We start from the raw sequence: 15,474 nt of genomic DNA, 5'->3' as shown, positions 1-15,474 counted from the left end.
GGAGCCACCATGGCAGATCGTTTGAAGCAAGTCCGGGTTGTAGATCCGGTACTGACCAACCTTGCACGGGGGTACCGCAACGCCCAATTCATCGGCGAAGCGCTGTTCCCGATTGCGCTGATGGACAAGGAGGCCGGCACTATCCCGCTGTTCGGCAAAGAAGCGTTCGAGCTTTACGACACGGAACGTGCGATCCGGGCGCAGTCCAACATCATGAACCCTGACGATGTTGATGGACTGGACGTAGTGCTGCGTGAGCATGACATCGCTTACCCGGTCGATTACCGGGAACAGAACGAGGCCATGTTCGATGCCCAGGCACGCGCTTCGCGTCGTGTCGTCGATGTCATTGACCTGCGCCGCGAGGTCGCCTGCGCGAAGCTTGCACAGAACCCCGGCACCTACTTGGCGGGCGCGAAGGTCACCCTGGCTGGCAACAGCCAATGGAGCAATGGCGGCGGTGATCCCATTCAGGATGTTGAGCGTGGCAAGGAAGTGATCCGCAGCCGCATCGGTGTCCGGCCCAATACCATCACGATGGGTGCTTCGGCCTACGCATCGCTCAAGTTCCATCCGAAGTTGCAGGAAGCCCTGGGCAGCAATGAGCGCAAACTCATCACCCTCGAGCACCTCAAGGTGCTGTTCGGTATCAATGAGATCTACATCGGTGAAGCGCTCGCCAATACCAACTCGGTAGGCGACATCTGGACCGACACCCTGCAGCTGGCCTATGTCGCCAAGCCACAGGCTGGCTCCCAGACCAACTACGAAGACCCCAGCTTTGGCTACACCCTGCGCCGCAAAGGCATGCCCGAAATCGACACCTACGACGGCGCGGGCGGCAAGCTCCACTTCGTGCGCAACACCGACATCTACAAGCCCGTCGTCGTCGGCGCCGATGCCGGCTACCTGATTTCCGACATCAACGGCTGAGGTGGACCATGGCTGAGAAATCTACGCCACAAGACAAAGAGCAGAAGCCCGAGGTTGCCAAGGATCAGGCAGCTCAAGCAGGCAAGGGCCCCGATACGCCGATCACCGACCCGCAAGCCTCGGTCATTGTCGATGCCAGCCGAGCGCCAGAGCCAGAACCCGAAACACGCCGCTACCGCGTTACTTCCCGCAGTGATGTGCTGCACAACGGCCAGCTGTACACCGAAGGTGACGAGCTTCTGCTGACCGATACCGTCGCACGGCCCCTGCTGAGAAGCTGCTGTATCGAACCCGAGGACGACTCCGAATGAAGACCAAACAGACTGTACTCACTACCTCGTTGCTGGCCCTGGTCGATCTACCACGTCACCGCTTCGCCGGCCTGGACGGCGGCCTGTGCGCTGCAGGCGCCAAGTCCTTGGGCCCGGTTGCGGCGGATACCGAAGCGGATAACACCGCTCCCGTCGATGTCCTCGGTATTTGCCTGGTTTCTGCGGGCGGGGCTATCGCTGCAGGCGCCGAAGTCGAATCGGACGCCAATGGCCGTGCCGTTGTTCGCGCGGAAGGTGTCAGCAATGGGACTGCGCTGGACGCTGCGACGGCAGCGGGCGACATCATCCGTATCGTGCGCGGGATCTGACCATGCGCTACTGCAACCGCGACGACGTAGGTCGGGCGATCCCTGAGCTGACGCTTGTTCAGCTCTCCAACGATGATCCTGCTGCTGATCTGCCGGACGAGCGCGTGATCGAGGATGGTGTCCGCCAGGCCGAGGAGCTTGTAGACGGCTATCTGCGCGGACGCTACGAGTTGCCGATTGATCCAGTACCGACTGTGTTGCGGGATGCAGTCGTACTGCTGGCCCGGCACTGGCTCTACCAGCGCCGGCCAGAAGGCGCGATGCCGGATGCGGTCAAGGACAGTCGCAAGGACACCATCAAGCTGCTGGAAAGCATCCGTGATGGTGTCGTCACCCTGGGCATGCCCACCGGTCAAGCAGCCCCCGAGCCTGGCGAAATCCGTGTCCGCTCTCGTCGTCAGCAGTTTGGCGATGATGTCTGGAGGGGCTACTGATGGCGCCGAAGACTCAAACCACGGTACTGCAGGACGCTCTACTGGCTCGCCTGCAGGAGCACTTCACTCGGGAGCTATCGGTGGAGTTGTTCCCGGAAGCACCAGGACAGTACCGCCTGAACCACTCCTGTGGCGCCATCCTGGTGGCATACGGGCGTAGCAAGTTCAACAACACCGAGGCAACCGATGCGGCCTTCCAGGAGCGCCAATTGATCTTCCGTCTGACCCTGGTGTTCCGCCAGCTCAATGGCAAGGACGGCGTCACCAGTTACCTGGACCGCATCCGCGAGGTGCTGACCGGCTGGTACCCACCACACTGCGACCGTGCATGCCAGCCACTGATGGAGCAGTTCCTGGGACACGCCCAGGGCGTCTGGCAGTACGCCCTGGACATTACCACTGGCGCAACGCAGATCCAGGTCGTAGCCCCACGCAGCGATCCGCTCCTTACCCGCGCCGACTTCGAACATGAGGGTTTCCAATGAATCTCACTCGCTACCGCTACAGCGGTCCACAGAGCGCAGCCTGCCTGCGCGTTGGCAGTGGGCTGCTCGACGTCCAGCTGCTACCAGGTCAGCCGGTCGAGCTGCCTGCCGACCATGACTACACGAAAGTCCTGCTGGAGTTGAAACACCTGGAACCAGAACCAGCCACCAGAAAGCCCGCGACGCCAAGGGCAGCCGCGAAGGATGAAGGAGGTCAAGCCAATGGCAGCTAACTACCTACACGGCATCGAAACGACCGAAGTCGAACGCGGCCCGCGCGCGATCCGTGTGGTCAAATCGGCGGTAATCGCGCTGATCGGCACCGCGCCGACCGGACCGGTGAAGAAGCTGACGCTGTCGCTCAACGACATCGACGGCGCCCAATTCGGCGGCCACCTGCCAGGCTTCAGCATTCCCGAAGCGCTGGATGGCATCTACGACTTCGGCGCAGGCACGGTCCTGGTTTACAACGTGCTCGATCCCGCCGTACACCGGAGCAACGTGGCTGGCGCAACGGGCGAGTTCGCCGACAACGACCGGCTGCAACTCGACCACGGTGCCTTGCAAGTCTTGGCCGTGAAGAGCGAGGACGGCTCTACCACCTATGACCTGGACATCGACTACAGCGCTGACATGCTGAGCGGCCTGGTCACGCGGCTCAGTTCCGGCTCGATCCCGGTCAATGGTCAGGTGAAGATCGATTACACCCACGCCGACCCCACCAAGGTCACGCCAGCGGACATCATCGGTGCGGTTTCAGTCGCAGGTCAGCGCACCGGGTTGCTGGCGTTCCAAGACAGCTATAGCGAGTTCGGTTTTTTCCCGAAGATCTTCATCGCACCGGGTTTCAGTACGCTCAACTCCGTCAGCGTCGAGCTGATCGCCTCGGCGACCAAGATCGGTGGCGTTGCCTACATCGATGCGCCCATCGGGACCACCGTTCAACAAGTGATCGCCGGGCGCGGGCCGGCCGGCGCGATCAACTTCAACACCAGCAGTGACCGGGTTCGTCTGTGCTACCCGCATGTGAAGGTCTACGACGCGGCGAACGGTGAACGGCTGCAGCCTCTGTCGATTCGGGCCGCTGGCTTGCGGGCGAAGGTGGACAACGACAACGGCTACTGGTGGAGCAGCTCCAACAAGGAGCTGCTCGGGGTAATCGGCCTGGAGCGTCCGCTGACGGCACGCATCGACGATGCCGGCAGCGAAGTTAACCTGCTCAACGAGAACGGCATCACCACCGTGTTCAACTCGTTCGGTACGGGCCTGCGCCTATGGGGCAACCGCACGGCTGCCTGGCCGACCGTGACCCACATGCGTAACTTCGAAAACGTCCGGCGCACGAAAGACATCATCGACGAGTCGATCCGCTACAGCTCGCTCCAGTTCGTTGACCAGCCGATCACTGACTCGCTGATCGAGAGCATCACCGAGAGCGTCAACCAGTTCATGCGCAAGCTGATCGGTGACCAGGCGCTGATCGGTGGCGAGTGCTGGTATGACCCGGCCCGTAACCCGCAGACCGAACTGGAACTGGGCCATATGCTGTTCAACTACAAACTCACCGTGCCGCTGCCGTTCGAACGGGGCACCTTCGAAACCGAAATCACCGGGGAGTACCTGGTCAACCTGGGAGCTGAGTAATGGCAGGGTTCAGCGCACACCGCATCACCAACGCTTCCCTCTACCTGGACGGCAATAGCTTCTTCGGAAGGGTGGAGGAAGTTGACCTCGGCACGGTGAAATCCGTCATGAGCGACTTCCAGGGGCTGGGTATGGTCGGCCTAATCGAGCTACCGGATGGCATCGACAAGCTGGAGGGCAAGATTGTCTGGAACAGTCTCTACCACGACGCGGCCAAGCGGTTCGCCACGCCGTTCAAGACGGTGCAGTTGCAGCTTCGGTCGAACGTTCAGGTCTTCAACAGCGCCGGTCTGGTGGACGAGCAGCCGCTTGTCACGCTGATGACCGTGATGTTCAAGGAGTATCAGCTGGGGACGTACAAGCCGCGTGATCCGACCAAGTTCGAGTCGCCGTTCTCGTCGATCTACGTTCGGCAGGTGCTCAACGGGAGCGAGGTGGTGTTGCTCGACTACCTGGCCAACATCTTCAAGGTCAATGGTGAGGATCAGTTGGCCAAGTATCGGAAGAACATTGGGCAGGCTTGATTAGCTCGGCAGACCGAGTTGGGCCGATCCGAGTCGAGCGCCAAGGGATAAAACTTCGCTGACCACACCGCGAAGAATTTCCTTGGCCCCGCCCTTAGAGGCGTCCGCCAGTTTTTCGCCGAAGGATGGGCCTGTCTGCAGGCTGGCTGGTGTTGCTTTGAGTACCTCAAGGCCTTTAGCGGTGAGCACAACATCTAGGAACCCGGCGTTGTAGGCAACGTCTCCCACGTTGAGGTAACCCGCGCCGGCCAGCCACTCAACGCTGGCAAGAAAGAACTTGCCAACTTCATTGGGTACTTCAGCGCACAAGAAGTCATCCATCGCGAGGCCGTTAGGAGCTATCTCTCGGATCATTAGGCTGTGAGGGACTGGAAACTTTTCGTATAGCAAGCCAAGTACCTGGCCCGTGATCTCATCAAACTGTTGAATATTGGAGGCGGTCATGTCCTTGACTCCTGAGCAAGAAAACGCAAACACACAGAGCAGTGAATGCATCATGCGGTTCATTGATATGCAGGTTCGCCGGGATTGCGACCTGGTGAGAGCGCGACATTACTGGCAGAAGACCTTGGAGGAAACCCCCAGAGAGGTTTTGGTGGAAGCGTTAAGCCTGTCACTGGCGACGGGGCGTTATCAGATGAAGCCCCGCTGTAATTGCTGCCGTACCTGCTAAACCAACAAGGCCCCCACTAGCGGGGCTTTGTCTTTAAACCAGATCAAAAGTCAGCATCACGTCTAGATGCGATGCTCAAGGCTCTTTCAGAGCAACTGATCAGATCGATCAACCTTGGAGCATCTCGTGGCCGACCAATTCAGCATCCCCCTCAAGTTCCCCTTCAACACTGCCGCCGGCACCCGTGTCGAGTCGCTGCCGATCAAGCGCCTGAAGCGCAAGGACCTGGCTGCAGCGCACAACTTCTCGCCAAAAGACGAAGCCGCCCAGGAAGACTTCCTGTTCGCCAAGATGACCGGCCTTACCGTGGAGGACTTGGGCGAACTGGACATCGCCGATTCGCGGGTCGTCACTGACGTGTTTCGGGAAATGGCTGGCGGCGGAGACATCGCTGTTGTCTTGGGACGAGGCGCTGCTCCTGGTGCTCAGGATGCAGCCATCGGAAATCCGCAAGCTGACAATGGATGACTATTGGCGCTGGTGCGAGGTGTGCGAGCGGGAGATCAACCGCCGCGTTGAGGCCGCCGAGCAACTGAGGCAATGAGCGCGATCGCCCCAGCGACCAGCCCGCCAATCAGGGCGCCACCTGCCGCAATGGGGGTGGCCGCCAGGGCCAGCACCGGCAGGCCAAGGCAGAACATCAGCACCGCCAGCCAAAACGGCAGATGCGCAATGCACAGCCAGGCAAGCCAGATCACACCGGCGCCGATGGCGAGTGCATAGAGGGTCTTGGCAGTGATCACGGCAACTTTTTCGAACATTCCAGCAGCGTAGCAAACTATGGCCAATGAAGTCCTGGTTGGATTGAAGATCGGCGCAGCCGTCTCGGGCAGCCTGCATGCAGCGTTCGGTACAGCCAAGTCCACGGTACAGCAGCTTGGCCGGGCCACCGATGGCCTGACTGCCAAACACAAGACCCTGGGTGCAGAGTTGTCTGCCGCTTTGGCAAGTGGTGGTACCGGCTTGGGTCGAATGCGTCGCCAGTACGATCAGATCGGGAGAAGCATCGACCAGCTCAAGCTTAAGCAGGAGCGGCTCAACACCAGCATCGCGCGCGGCGAAACCCTGAAGAACGCCCGTGCGGACCTTCGTGGGCAGGCAATGGAGACGGTCGGAACCGCTGCTGTCTTAGGAGCCCCAATAATCCAGTCGATGCGTACAGCCATGGACTTCAAGGACCAGACCAACGACATCGCAATTACGGGTGGCTTTGACGGAGCGGAAGAGGAGCGTCTGAGCAATGTCATGCGCGGCGCCGCCTTGAGGTGGAACCAGACTCAAACTGAAGTCGCAAAAGGTGCAGCCGTGCTTATCGCAGGCGGTATATCGGACGCGAAAGAGCTAGCGGCCTATTCACCCCTGATGGCCAAGTTCGCGACTGCAACGCGAGCCAGTATGGATGACCTTGGTTCGGTGGCGATTGCCCTGAATGACAACCTTGGTATCAGTGCTGCCGGATTTGAGCGGTCTATGAACATGTTGGCCTCGGCGGGCAAAAGCGGGCAATTCGAACTGGCGGATATGGCCAGATGGTTACCGCAGTTGACCCCGCAGTTCGCGGCACTAGGCATTACAGGCGAAAGAGCGGTCGCCGAAATCGGGGCCTCTCTGCAAATCGCCCGACGCGGTGCGGGTACCAACGACGAAGCGGCGAACAACTTCAAGAACTTCCTATCGAAGCTAACGGCCAAGGACACGCTCAAGTCGTTTGAAGGCGCGGGTATAGACCTTCAGAAGTCCATGGGAAGCCTAGTCGGCAAAGGTCTTACGCCCGTCCAGGCGATGCTGGAAATCATTACTCAGTACGTCGGGAGTAAGGGACCAAAGGCAGCTGGCGAGTTTCAGAAGGCGATGGAGATTAAAGACGACGCCGAGCGGGAAACGGCTCTTAAGCGCCTGAATGAGGCATACAAGCTGGGCGAGTTGTTTGCTGATATGCAGGTGCTGTCCTTTGTACGACCGGCGCTGGCAAACCGAAAGGATCTAGCTGGAATTCAGCAGAGCAGCATTGATGACGCCGACAAGGGCGTTGGTGATGCGGATTGGAAAAAGCGAATGGAGAGCCCCAAAGAGCAACTTAAGCAGCTTGGGGTCAATTTGGCAGACATAGGTATTTCCATTGGTAGTGCATTAATTCCTGCCTTGGTAGATGTCACCCAGGCGGTGGTCCCGGTGATGCAATCATTCTCCGCCTGGGCAAGCGAGAATCCAGGGATCATCAAGGGGGTTGTCGGCCTGGTCGCCGGTTTGCTGGCCGGCAAGCTGGCATTCATCGGCTTGGCCTACGGCGCGAACCTGGTGCTGTCGCCTTTCGTTGCCATGCGCACCACCATCACCGGCCTATCCGCAAAATGGACGCTCCTGCGGGCCATGTGGCAAATGGGCAAGTTCGCCCCAGTGATCAGCGGACTCAGGCGCGTGGGCTCAGGCATCGGCACGGTGTTGCGCTTCAGTGGGCTGTTCCTGCGCGGTATAGCTACGGCTTTCGGCGCGCCGTTGATGATGGCCACCCGGGGCGTCCTCGCCTTGGGCAAGGTCCTGGGGGGCACCTTGCTTTTCGGCCTCAAGCTGGCCGGACAGGCGGTGCTCTGGCTTGGACGAGCCCTGTTGATGAACCCAATTGGCCTGGCGATCACCGGGATCGCGGTTGGCGCGTATCTGATCTACCGCTACTGGGAGCCGATCAAGGGGTTCTTCAGCGGGCTGTGGACGGAGATCAAAGCCGGGTTCAACGGCGGCCTGGCAGGCATCGCCGGCTTGATCGTCAACTTCTCCCCCATGGGGCTGTTCTACCGGGCATTCAGCGGGGTCATGGGTTACTTCGGAATTGAGCTGCCGGCGAAGTTCAGCGAATTCGGCGGCATGATTATCACGGGCCTGGTGAACGGCATCGGCAACGCGCTGAGCGCGGCGAAGGATTCGATTGTCGGTGTTGGCACTTCGATCAAAGGCTGGTTCACCGAGACGCTTGGCATTCAGTCGCCGAGTCGTGTGTTCATTGGTTACGGAGCGAACATCAGCGAAGGCGCGGCAATCGGTATCACTGGCCAGGCCGGGCTTGTCCACCAGGCGGCTCTAGGCCTTTCGGGCATGACGGCAGTTGATCTGGCCGCGCCACGGATCGGACAACCTGATGCTCCGTCCCTGACAAGGACACCGCCTTCTCCTGATCAGGTGTCAATGGCTAGCCGCATTGGTGCTCCTGGTGCGATGTCACCGGCACAGGGCGAGAGCGCCATGGTCGTTCACTACTCCCCGAAGATCGAGCTGCCTCCTGGTGCGAACGCCCAGGAAATCAACCAGGCGCTGAAGGGTGGCTACGACGAGTTCGTGCGCTTTATGGAGCGCTTCCAGCATGACCGGCGCCGTCGCAGCTACGGCCCTGATAACGGAGGGTTAGCCTGATGTTCGCCATCTTGGGAGACATTGAGTTCACGGTGGCAGGTGGCATTGTTGGGATGGAGCTGCGCAGCGCCGCGGAATGGGCCGAGCACGCCCGAATCAAGGGCAAGCCACTGCTCGAATGGATCGGCGAGGGACTGGATGAGACGAGCCTGAGCATCGAGCTTCGCCCGCAGCTTGGCGACCCCGCAGCCCGCTGGAAAGCGCTGCGCGATGCCAAGGCAAAACACGAGCCGCTCGCCCTGGTGCTGGGCAACGGTGATTACCTTGGCCCGCAAGTGATCTCTGAACTGAACCTGGTTCATCACCGCATGTCCCCGACAGGACAGCTTGCATCTGCGACCGTGCAATTGAGCTTGCGCGAATACACCGGTGCCTTTACCCGCAAAGTGCGACCCACACCCGGATTGATCAGTCCTGCAGTCAGCGGCACTCCCGCCGCTGCAGCTGGCACGCCTGGTCTGCTGTCGAAGTTCATGCCATCGCCCAGCACGATCCAGGCGGTGATCGGTCACGCGAAGACTGCGGCGAACGTGCTGCAGGCAGGCAAGAACCTCTACGACCAGGTGAAAGCTGGTAACGCCTCAATGATTCTGGGACAGGTACCACAGTTGCTCGGGGTCACTGCACGAGCGATTGAGCCACTAAAAGGGCTCGCCGGTGCTGCGGGACTTCTCACTGACGGTGCAGACCTGGTGAAGCTGGGGGACGACGTATTGGGCAGTGTGATGGGCGCCCGGGCCAGCTTGAACCCCGTGGATCTCGGGAACATCGTCGAGCGCTTCTCGGCATCGCGGGACTCGCTCGATCAGGCGCTGACGACCATGGACAGCGCACGCACTCGGCTGGCAGGTCTGGCCGCTCAAGTCATCACTAGGAAGGTCTGACCATGTTTATCGAGCATGTCACTACCGAGGGCGAGCGCTGGGATGCTCTGGCCTGGCGTTATTACGGCGATGCCCACCGCTACCACCCCATTGTCCAGGCGAACCCGCATGTACCGCTCGATGCCGCCTTGCCCGCCGGACTGGTACTTGCCATCCCGATGCTTGAACAACAAACCGCTACCGAGGATCTGCCACCGTGGATGCGTTGACGCCAAATCAGGTGCCTGACGCTCGCTTCGTGCTGAGCTACATGCACCGCAACATTACTCACGACATCAGCGTTCATCTCATATCGCTGGCCTATTCCGACTTCCTGACAGGCCAGGCCGATAGCCTGGACATCGAGCTGGAGGACGCCGGGGGCAAGTGGACCGATGCCTGGTATCCAGGACATGGCGACATGCTGACCTTGTCCATCGGATGGCAAGGAAAGCCGCTGCGGATCCTGGGCAACTTTGAGATCGATGAGGTCGAGCTGAATGCACCACCTTCGACGGTGAACATCCGGGCCCTCGGCGCCGGCATCCAGTCCGCCTTGCGCACCACTGAACACCGTGCTTATGAAAACACCACGCTCGATGCTGTTGCCAAGCAGATCGCATCGCGGCAGGGGCTTGAGCTGGTCGGGCGTATCGAACCAATAAAGCTCGACCGGCTGACTCAGCAAGAGTCTGACTTGACCTTCCTGCGTAACCTCGCGGGTGAGTACGACTACGCCTTCAAGGTCACCGGCAAGCGAATGGTCTTCCACGCAATCAGCGACCTGGCCAGGGGCAAACCAGTAGCGAGCTTTGCGCTCGGTGACCTGGCAAGCGTCCGGGTGCGGGATCAGATCACCGTCGTGCCGCAGAAGGTTGCGGTCAAGCACAAGGAACCGGCGCAGAAGAAGCTGATCGCCTATGACATCGTCAACGGAGAAACCGTGGCCGTGCCAAGCAGTTCGAGCAAGGCGACCACCAGTGCGGACACCAAGAAGCAACGCAGCCGTGCTGCGTCTGAAGAGTTGGCCAAGGCGAAGGCCAAAGCAGACCTGGCCAAGTCCAACCGTGAACGCACAACCGGTACCTGGACGACCATGGGGCGGCCTGATCTGGTGAGCGGCAACGTGGTGACGCTGATCGCTGCCGGCAAGCTCGGCGGCGACTACCTGATCACGGCTGCTCATCATAGGATCACCCGTAGTGGCGGTTACACGGTCGATCAGGAGACGTGCCGAGTGGGCGCCGCGTCGATCTCTTTGAACAAGGACAGCATCAAGCCGGACCTGACGCTTTCCAGTTATGGTCCGCAGCGCGAGGTAGTGGCCTGATGAGTGTGGAGCTTGAATACGGCGAGGTCAGTGCTGTGGACTACATGACGTGTCGTATCCGTGTGCGTCTGGATGACCGGGACGGGGTCGAGAGCTACTGGCTCAATGTGCCGCAGCGGAATTCACAGGGGACCAAAGGGCGCCCATTGATGCCAGAGATCGGGGAACAGGTGGCGGTGCTGCTCGACGCTGATGGGGTGGGTGGTGTTTGCCTGGGCGGCATCTACTCGACCGCCGAGCCGCCGCCCGTAGTTGATCAAGATACCGACTACGTACGATACAGCGATGGGACGGTTGTCAGCTATAACCGGGCTCTAAGCGTCATGACCGTAGATTGCGTAGGGGACACCTTACTCAAATGCGTCCGAGGTCTTGTAGTCGAGTCCACTCAGTCCGTTGTAATCAAGGCCCCAGTAGCAACGATCGAAATTCCATTGGTCACTGTCAAAGGAAATCTGCGAGTTACAGGAGATATTCATGCAGGCGGCGCAATCATGGACACTACGGGTAATTCCAGTAATCACAAGCATTAGGAGTGCTACTGGATCAGCTTTGCCATTTTTTCCAGATCGTTGGCGACATATCTCAAGCCGAAATCATTGACCGCGTTCTCGTAGGAGCGCTGTAGACCATTCGTCTCGGGTTGATAGTCTTTCAGCCTGCTCCGTAGCTCGTCTCGAAGAATAATCGCATCCGTTTTGAACTCTCTGTCATACGCAGCCATTTTCTCTGAGTGCGACTGCTGCGACTTTTGGGCATGGTGGTCAAATCTTCTTATCATCTCGTCCTTATCACTACCAGCCAGGCGCATGTCTTGTTGCCTATACGCCATCTCGGTCTGCTGCATGCGCTCATGCCGATCTAGGAAGTCCTTCAAGCGTTTCACGAAATCCAAGGTCTTTTGCCGCAGCTCAGGAGGCTTGGCGGTTGCAAACTCGCGAGCTTTCTCAGCGTTTCGTAGGGCTTCCTCTTTGTAAGTTTCAGCTTGGTCTTGCTTGAGCTCGATTCTTCCATTGAGTGATGCAATGACCGAGGCATAGAACCACTTTGCCGCCGCATAGCCCAACGCAAAGCACATTACACCGAAGACGAAAAACACGTACGGAGCCTGTGAGATCACGCTCCATTCATCCTTCAAAAGCTTGAGCAATTCCATAGTAACCTCGCTGGGCGGCAGACATCTCTGATATTGACGTTCCGCCGGAATGGAAACAAGCCGTCAGCCTGTTTGAACTCGATTAAAAGCTACTTCATGAGCTGTACTGCAGCATGAGGTCATGACCACGACCTCCTATCTACCCATCACCGCTAGCCATTGGCAACCCGCCCTAGGTAGTTCCGGCGAGGTGGTCCAGGGGCTGCGTGACATTGATCAAGCTATCCGCATTATCTTGGCAACCCCCAAGGGCAGTGACCCCCACCGCCCGGAGTTCGGCAGCGACCTGCACCTTTATATCGACTGGCCAAGCCATCAGGTCACCCCGTATCTGGTGCGCGAAACCATCGAAGCCATCCGCCGCTGGGAAACCCGCGTGTCCGTAGTGCGTGTAGACGTCCAGTTGGACGCCGAGCGTATTACTCTGCGTGCGGTCTGGCGCGTTGCAGATGGTGTCACCCAGATCACCGAGGTGCCCTATGCGCGAGCTACCTAAGCCCGAATTCGTCAAGATCGATCCGGCAGGTGTAGAGGCCGATCTGATCGCCCGCTATGAAGCGAAGTCTGGCAAGACCCTATACCCCGCACAGATCGAGCGCCTGTTCATCGATCTGATCGCGTACACACGCTCGCGGCTGGACATGGCAATTCAGAATGCCGGCGAACAGCTCCTGGTACGGTTTTCCACTGGTCCGATTCTGGACTACCTCGGCGAACTGGTGGCCACGCCCAGGCTGCTGGCAAAACCGGCCACGTGCCTACTGCGCTTCAGCATGCCGTCCGCCCGCTCTCTCGCGCTGCTGATCCCGGCAGGCACGCGAGTCAGCACCCAAGACGGAAAGCTGACATTCGTCACGGACTATGACGTCCAGATCATCCCAGGACAGACCCAGATCACAGTGAGCGCTACCTGCGTTACGGCGGGCACTCTGGGTAACGGCTGGGCGCCAGGTCAGATCATCGTTATCAGCAACAGCCCGTTGCCGACGCTCGTTGCGACGAATGTAAATGAGACTGCCGAGGGTGCCGAGGATGAAGGCGACGACCGCTATCGAGAACGGATCATTCTAGCGCCTGAGGCCTTCAGCAACGCAGGCAGCCGGGGGGCCTACCGTTATCACGCCTTGGCGGTACATCAGTCGATCATCGACGTTGCGGTACATGGCCCTGACGAGGGGCAACTGGACGGCCATGTTGCACTTTTTATTCTGACCAGCACCGGTCTGCCGTCCGAGTCGATCCTAAATGAGGTCAAGGTCCGGTTAAGCGCGGAAAAGGTCCGCCCTTTGTGTGACACCGTACATGCCCTTGCTTGCACTGAAGTCACCTACACCATCAAAGCCCGGTTGACCTTCTATGCCACCGCCGAGCAGTCCGACACGCTGTCCGCTGCCCAGCAGGCTGCCGAGGCCTATGCCGCCGAGCGGCGAGGCAAACTCGGCCTCGACCTGGTGCGCGAACAGCTGACCGCCGCCCTGCAGGTGACTGGCGTATACCGCGCCGATCTGGAGTTACCTGCCGCGATGCGCGAGCTGAAGGGTAATGAGTGGGCCAATTGCACCGCCATCGAGCTGATACCCGAAGGAGTCGCGTATGGCTAAGCAGCAGCTACCGCCTGCGCTGACCGGTGACGAGCGTTTCGCATGGTTGCATGAGCTTCTCGACGAGAGCCTGTCTGAGGCTGATCTCGGCGTCATGCTTGTTTACCTGATTGACCTGGTTAAACCGAAGTTGCTGCCGTTTCTCGCTGACCAGTTCTCGATGCTTGATGAGGCTGCCTGGTTACTTGCGGAGTCTTCTGGTGCCAGGCGCGACCTCATCAAAAATGCAGCGGCGCTACACCGTTTCAAAGGTACGCCGTGGGCTATTCGAGAAGTGATCCGGCTCTTGGGGTTCGGTGAAGTCGGCCTGCAGGAAGGCTTGAGCAATAAGACTCACGATGGGGCGATCTATCGCGACGGTGAGTATGTGCATGGTGACCCGACAGCGTGGGCTCGCTATCGCGTATTCCTTGAGCGTCCCATCACGAATGACCAGGCGGCGTTGGTACGCAGACTACTCCTTTCAGTCGCCCCCGCTCGCTGCCGCCTTGTTTCCCTCGATTACACGACAGTCGCCATCCGTCACAACGGGGTCGCTCGCCGTGACGGCCAATATAACCATGGGAGCAGCTAATGGCAGCGTTACCTGAAAAAGATGAGTGGTCCCCCGAAATTTATCAGATCGAGACCTCTGACCCTGTGTTGGGCGGGTCAGACGGTATCGATAACTTGCAGGCTAAACAGCTTTCGAACCGCACCCGGTGGCTGCGTGATCAACTTCAGAAGATCGCAGCCGGCGTCATCAGTGTCGGAAAAGCAACGCAACTGACCACGGCCAGAACCCTTAGGATCAAAGGCGCAGCAACGGGCAGTGCCACCTTTGATGGCAGCGCAGATGCGGAAATCAATCTGGCGCTGGCTGTTGACCCTCTGCCGATTACCGGGGGGACGTTGCGTGGCAACCTGTATCTTGATCCGGGCTGGAGTGTTGCTGTTACTCCAGGTAATTCCGAAAGCTGGGCCGCAGGAGTTCACGTAGCCGATCCCGATGGGACCGTGTTTGCGAGTCTGGGCTTTTGGGGGAACCACAAGACCATGCGGTCTGCTTACCTCGGGCTCGGGCCCACCGCGTGGGCGACGGGGAACGGAGTGCGAGTCACTCCCGAAGCCGTACGTGTAACGGGACCGATGATAGCCACACTCGATGCCGCATCCTCGGTACCGTTCTCAACACTCTCAGGCCTACCTAGGACACTGCCGGAGTACGGGGTTAACTTCGTGCCGTTCGCGCTGCTGCGAGATCTACCTGCCACGCTATCTGAGCACGGAATATCGGCGGCAACCCAAGCTGATGCTGAAACGGGTACCGATAATGTGAAGCCAATGACTGCACTTCGCGTTTCCCAAGCCATCAACAAGCTTGTACGGCAGGCCAGTGAAAGCGTTTCCGGTTTGATGAAGCTTGCTAATCAGGACCAGACGAATGCTGGCGCAGACGATTCTGTAGCCATCACGCCGAAGAAACTACGGTTCGGCTTCCAGGCTTTGTTTGGCCGCAACGGATTCATCGTCTTTCCGCGTTGGCTTGGAGGGTTAACGCTGCAGTGGGGGGTTACCCCTACCTATCTAATCAACACAATAGGCACGCTGACTACACGGATTACCTTTCCCATCCAGTTTCCAACAGGTGCCTTCAACGTATTTGTAGTGCATGAAGGGACGACGAGCGCCCTCAGTAGCGCCGCGTTGGCGAACGGATTTGATGAGTCAGGCTTTGTCGTGTCGCTTGAAAACACGCGTAATGACCAGAGCGTGGCGGGCCGTTGGATCGCAATTGGGAGCTGAG

21 protein-coding genes are annotated in these 15,474 nt (G+C 59.3%); 18 read left to right on the top strand and 3 right to left on the bottom strand.

What is annotated here, in order from left to right:
- Positions 1-9: 9 nt before the first annotated feature.
- The 8 genes from PSEMO_RS06685 to PSEMO_RS06650 are packed head-to-tail and all read left to right on the top strand — an operon-like array spanning position 10 to position 4,660.
- Positions 10-933, top strand: a complete 924-nt coding sequence (locus PSEMO_RS06685) for a major capsid protein (RefSeq protein WP_075802361.1) — start codon at positions 10-12, stop codon at positions 931-933.
- Between the two features lie 8 nt (positions 934-941).
- Positions 942-1,244, top strand: a complete 303-nt coding sequence (locus PSEMO_RS06680) for a hypothetical protein (protein ID WP_075802360.1) — start codon at positions 942-944, stop codon at positions 1,242-1,244.
- Positions 1,241-1,573, top strand: coding sequence for a capsid cement protein (locus PSEMO_RS06675; protein WP_075802359.1), 333 nt, complete (start codon positions 1,241-1,243; stop codon positions 1,571-1,573). The genes PSEMO_RS06680 and PSEMO_RS06675 overlap by 4 nt, the downstream gene beginning before the upstream one ends.
- 2 nt (positions 1,574-1,575) lie before the next feature.
- The gene (locus PSEMO_RS06670; protein WP_075802358.1) at positions 1,576-2,007 is read left to right on the top strand and encodes a gp436 family protein; all 432 of its coding nucleotides are present in this window, start codon (positions 1,576-1,578) and stop codon (positions 2,005-2,007) included.
- Positions 2,007-2,492 (top strand): Gp37 family protein, encoded by a 486-nt coding sequence (locus PSEMO_RS06665; protein ID WP_075802357.1) that lies wholly within the window; start codon positions 2,007-2,009, stop codon positions 2,490-2,492. Before PSEMO_RS06670 ends, PSEMO_RS06665 begins: the two co-directional genes overlap by 1 nt.
- Positions 2,489-2,725, top strand: a complete 237-nt coding sequence (locus PSEMO_RS06660; protein WP_075802356.1) for a hypothetical protein — start codon at positions 2,489-2,491, stop codon at positions 2,723-2,725. The genes PSEMO_RS06665 and PSEMO_RS06660 overlap by 4 nt, the downstream gene beginning before the upstream one ends.
- A complete protein-coding gene (locus PSEMO_RS06655) occupies positions 2,715-4,136 on the top strand; it encodes a phage tail sheath subtilisin-like domain-containing protein (protein ID WP_075802355.1) in 1,422 nt (473 codons plus the stop codon). Before PSEMO_RS06660 ends, PSEMO_RS06655 begins: the two co-directional genes overlap by 11 nt.
- Positions 4,136-4,660, top strand: a complete 525-nt coding sequence (locus PSEMO_RS06650; RefSeq protein WP_075802354.1) for a phage major tail tube protein — start codon at positions 4,136-4,138, stop codon at positions 4,658-4,660. Before PSEMO_RS06655 ends, PSEMO_RS06650 begins: the two co-directional genes overlap by 1 nt.
- On the opposite strand, the gene PSEMO_RS06645 is transcribed toward PSEMO_RS06650, so the two are convergent.
- A complete protein-coding gene (locus PSEMO_RS06645; protein WP_075802353.1) occupies positions 4,661-5,104 on the bottom strand; it encodes a hypothetical protein in 444 nt (147 codons plus the stop codon). It abuts the gene before it with no gap.
- Between the two features lie 355 nt (positions 5,105-5,459).
- Between PSEMO_RS06645 and PSEMO_RS06635 the strand changes: the two genes are divergently transcribed.
- Positions 5,460-5,801, top strand: coding sequence for a phage tail assembly protein (locus tag PSEMO_RS06635; protein WP_075802351.1), 342 nt, complete (start codon positions 5,460-5,462; stop codon positions 5,799-5,801).
- Positions 5,802-5,836: 35 nt separating this feature from the next.
- On the opposite strand, the gene PSEMO_RS06630 is transcribed toward PSEMO_RS06635, so the two are convergent.
- On the bottom strand, positions 5,837-6,094 hold the full coding sequence (locus tag PSEMO_RS06630; RefSeq protein ID WP_075802350.1) for a hypothetical protein: 258 nt from the start codon (positions 6,092-6,094) through the stop codon (positions 5,837-5,839).
- 19 nt (positions 6,095-6,113) lie between these two features.
- Here PSEMO_RS06630 and PSEMO_RS06625 point away from each other — a divergent pair, with 19 nt between their 5' ends.
- From PSEMO_RS06625 to PSEMO_RS06605, 5 genes are read left to right on the top strand one after another with little or no spacing between them, the layout of a single operon-like run.
- A complete protein-coding gene (locus PSEMO_RS06625; RefSeq protein WP_075802349.1) occupies positions 6,114-8,738 on the top strand; it encodes a phage tail tape measure protein in 2,625 nt (874 codons plus the stop codon).
- On the top strand, positions 8,738-9,622 hold the full coding sequence (locus tag PSEMO_RS06620; RefSeq protein WP_075802348.1) for a phage tail protein: 885 nt from the start codon (positions 8,738-8,740) through the stop codon (positions 9,620-9,622). Before PSEMO_RS06625 ends, PSEMO_RS06620 begins: the two co-directional genes overlap by 1 nt.
- A gap of 2 nt (positions 9,623-9,624) precedes the next feature.
- Positions 9,625-9,831: a tail protein X gene (locus tag PSEMO_RS06615; RefSeq protein ID WP_075802347.1), complete on the top strand. Its 207-nt coding sequence runs from the start codon at positions 9,625-9,627 to the stop codon at positions 9,829-9,831.
- Positions 9,819-10,931 (top strand): phage late control D family protein, encoded by a 1,113-nt coding sequence (locus PSEMO_RS06610; protein ID WP_075802346.1) that lies wholly within the window; start codon positions 9,819-9,821, stop codon positions 10,929-10,931. The genes PSEMO_RS06615 and PSEMO_RS06610 overlap by 13 nt, the downstream gene beginning before the upstream one ends.
- Entirely contained in the window at positions 10,931-11,464 is a 534-nt protein-coding gene (locus tag PSEMO_RS06605; RefSeq protein WP_075802345.1) for a phage baseplate assembly protein V, read from the top strand. The genes PSEMO_RS06610 and PSEMO_RS06605 overlap by 1 nt, the downstream gene beginning before the upstream one ends.
- Positions 11,465-11,469: 5 nt before the next feature.
- Here the strand turns inward: PSEMO_RS06605 and PSEMO_RS06600 are convergent, their stop codons facing one another.
- Positions 11,470-12,087 carry a hypothetical protein gene (locus tag PSEMO_RS06600; RefSeq protein WP_075802344.1) on the bottom strand — a complete coding sequence of 206 codons (618 nt, stop codon included), beginning with the start codon at positions 12,085-12,087 and terminating at the stop codon, positions 11,470-11,472.
- 121 nt (positions 12,088-12,208) lie between these two features.
- Between PSEMO_RS06600 and PSEMO_RS06595 the strand changes: the two genes are divergently transcribed.
- From PSEMO_RS06595 to PSEMO_RS06580, 4 genes are read left to right on the top strand one after another with little or no spacing between them, the layout of a single operon-like run.
- Positions 12,209-12,583 carry a GPW/gp25 family protein gene (locus tag PSEMO_RS06595; RefSeq protein WP_075802343.1) on the top strand — a complete coding sequence of 125 codons (375 nt, stop codon included), beginning with the start codon at positions 12,209-12,211 and terminating at the stop codon, positions 12,581-12,583.
- Positions 12,567-13,688: a baseplate assembly protein gene (locus PSEMO_RS06590; RefSeq protein WP_075802342.1), complete on the top strand. Its 1,122-nt coding sequence runs from the start codon at positions 12,567-12,569 to the stop codon at positions 13,686-13,688. Before PSEMO_RS06595 ends, PSEMO_RS06590 begins: the two co-directional genes overlap by 17 nt.
- Positions 13,681-14,262 (top strand): phage tail protein, encoded by a 582-nt coding sequence (locus tag PSEMO_RS06585; RefSeq protein ID WP_075802341.1) that lies wholly within the window; start codon positions 13,681-13,683, stop codon positions 14,260-14,262. The genes PSEMO_RS06590 and PSEMO_RS06585 overlap by 8 nt, the downstream gene beginning before the upstream one ends.
- Entirely contained in the window at positions 14,262-15,473 is a 1,212-nt protein-coding gene (locus PSEMO_RS06580; protein ID WP_075802340.1) for a gp53-like domain-containing protein, read from the top strand. Before PSEMO_RS06585 ends, PSEMO_RS06580 begins: the two co-directional genes overlap by 1 nt.
- Position 15,474 lies beyond the last annotated feature (1 nt).

Origin of the sequence: Pseudomonas putida (assembly GCF_001941965.1) — a bacterium.
Taxonomy (GTDB): domain Bacteria; phylum Pseudomonadota; class Gammaproteobacteria; order Pseudomonadales; family Pseudomonadaceae; genus Aquipseudomonas; species Aquipseudomonas putida_L.
This window is presented reverse-complemented; position numbering and strand designations above follow the sequence as displayed.

Coding starts and splice junctions, on each gene's coding strand:
- PSEMO_RS06660 (WP_075802356.1), top strand. CDS start 2,489: ATGAATCTCACTCGCTACCGCTACAGCGGTCCACAGAGCGCAGCCTGC.
- PSEMO_RS06605 (WP_075802345.1), top strand. CDS start 10,931: ATGAGTGTGGAGCTTGAATACGGCGAGGTCAGTGCTGTGGACTACATG.
- PSEMO_RS06590 (WP_075802342.1), top strand. CDS start 12,567: ATGCGCGAGCTACCTAAGCCCGAATTCGTCAAGATCGATCCGGCAGGT.
- PSEMO_RS06665 (WP_075802357.1), top strand. CDS start 2,007: ATGGCGCCGAAGACTCAAACCACGGTACTGCAGGACGCTCTACTGGCT.
- PSEMO_RS06680 (WP_075802360.1), top strand. CDS start 942: ATGGCTGAGAAATCTACGCCACAAGACAAAGAGCAGAAGCCCGAGGTT.
- PSEMO_RS06670 (WP_075802358.1), top strand. CDS start 1,576: ATGCGCTACTGCAACCGCGACGACGTAGGTCGGGCGATCCCTGAGCTG.
- PSEMO_RS06625 (WP_075802349.1), top strand. CDS start 6,114: ATGGCCAATGAAGTCCTGGTTGGATTGAAGATCGGCGCAGCCGTCTCG.
- PSEMO_RS06580 (WP_075802340.1), top strand. CDS start 14,262: ATGGCAGCGTTACCTGAAAAAGATGAGTGGTCCCCCGAAATTTATCAG.
- PSEMO_RS06685 (WP_075802361.1), top strand. CDS start 10: ATGGCAGATCGTTTGAAGCAAGTCCGGGTTGTAGATCCGGTACTGACC.
- PSEMO_RS06585 (WP_075802341.1), top strand. CDS start 13,681: ATGGCTAAGCAGCAGCTACCGCCTGCGCTGACCGGTGACGAGCGTTTC.
- PSEMO_RS06615 (WP_075802347.1), top strand. CDS start 9,625: ATGTTTATCGAGCATGTCACTACCGAGGGCGAGCGCTGGGATGCTCTG.
- PSEMO_RS06600 (WP_075802344.1), bottom strand. CDS start 12,087: ATGGAATTGCTCAAGCTTTTGAAGGATGAATGGAGCGTGATCTCACAG.
- PSEMO_RS06655 (WP_075802355.1), top strand. CDS start 2,715: ATGGCAGCTAACTACCTACACGGCATCGAAACGACCGAAGTCGAACGC.
- PSEMO_RS06645 (WP_075802353.1), bottom strand. CDS start 5,104: ATGACCGCCTCCAATATTCAACAGTTTGATGAGATCACGGGCCAGGTA.
- PSEMO_RS06630 (WP_075802350.1), bottom strand. CDS start 6,094: ATGTTCGAAAAAGTTGCCGTGATCACTGCCAAGACCCTCTATGCACTC.
- PSEMO_RS06650 (WP_075802354.1), top strand. CDS start 4,136: ATGGCAGGGTTCAGCGCACACCGCATCACCAACGCTTCCCTCTACCTG.
- PSEMO_RS06620 (WP_075802348.1), top strand. CDS start 8,738: ATGTTCGCCATCTTGGGAGACATTGAGTTCACGGTGGCAGGTGGCATT.
- PSEMO_RS06595 (WP_075802343.1), top strand. CDS start 12,209: ATGACCACGACCTCCTATCTACCCATCACCGCTAGCCATTGGCAACCC.
- PSEMO_RS06675 (WP_075802359.1), top strand. CDS start 1,241: ATGAAGACCAAACAGACTGTACTCACTACCTCGTTGCTGGCCCTGGTC.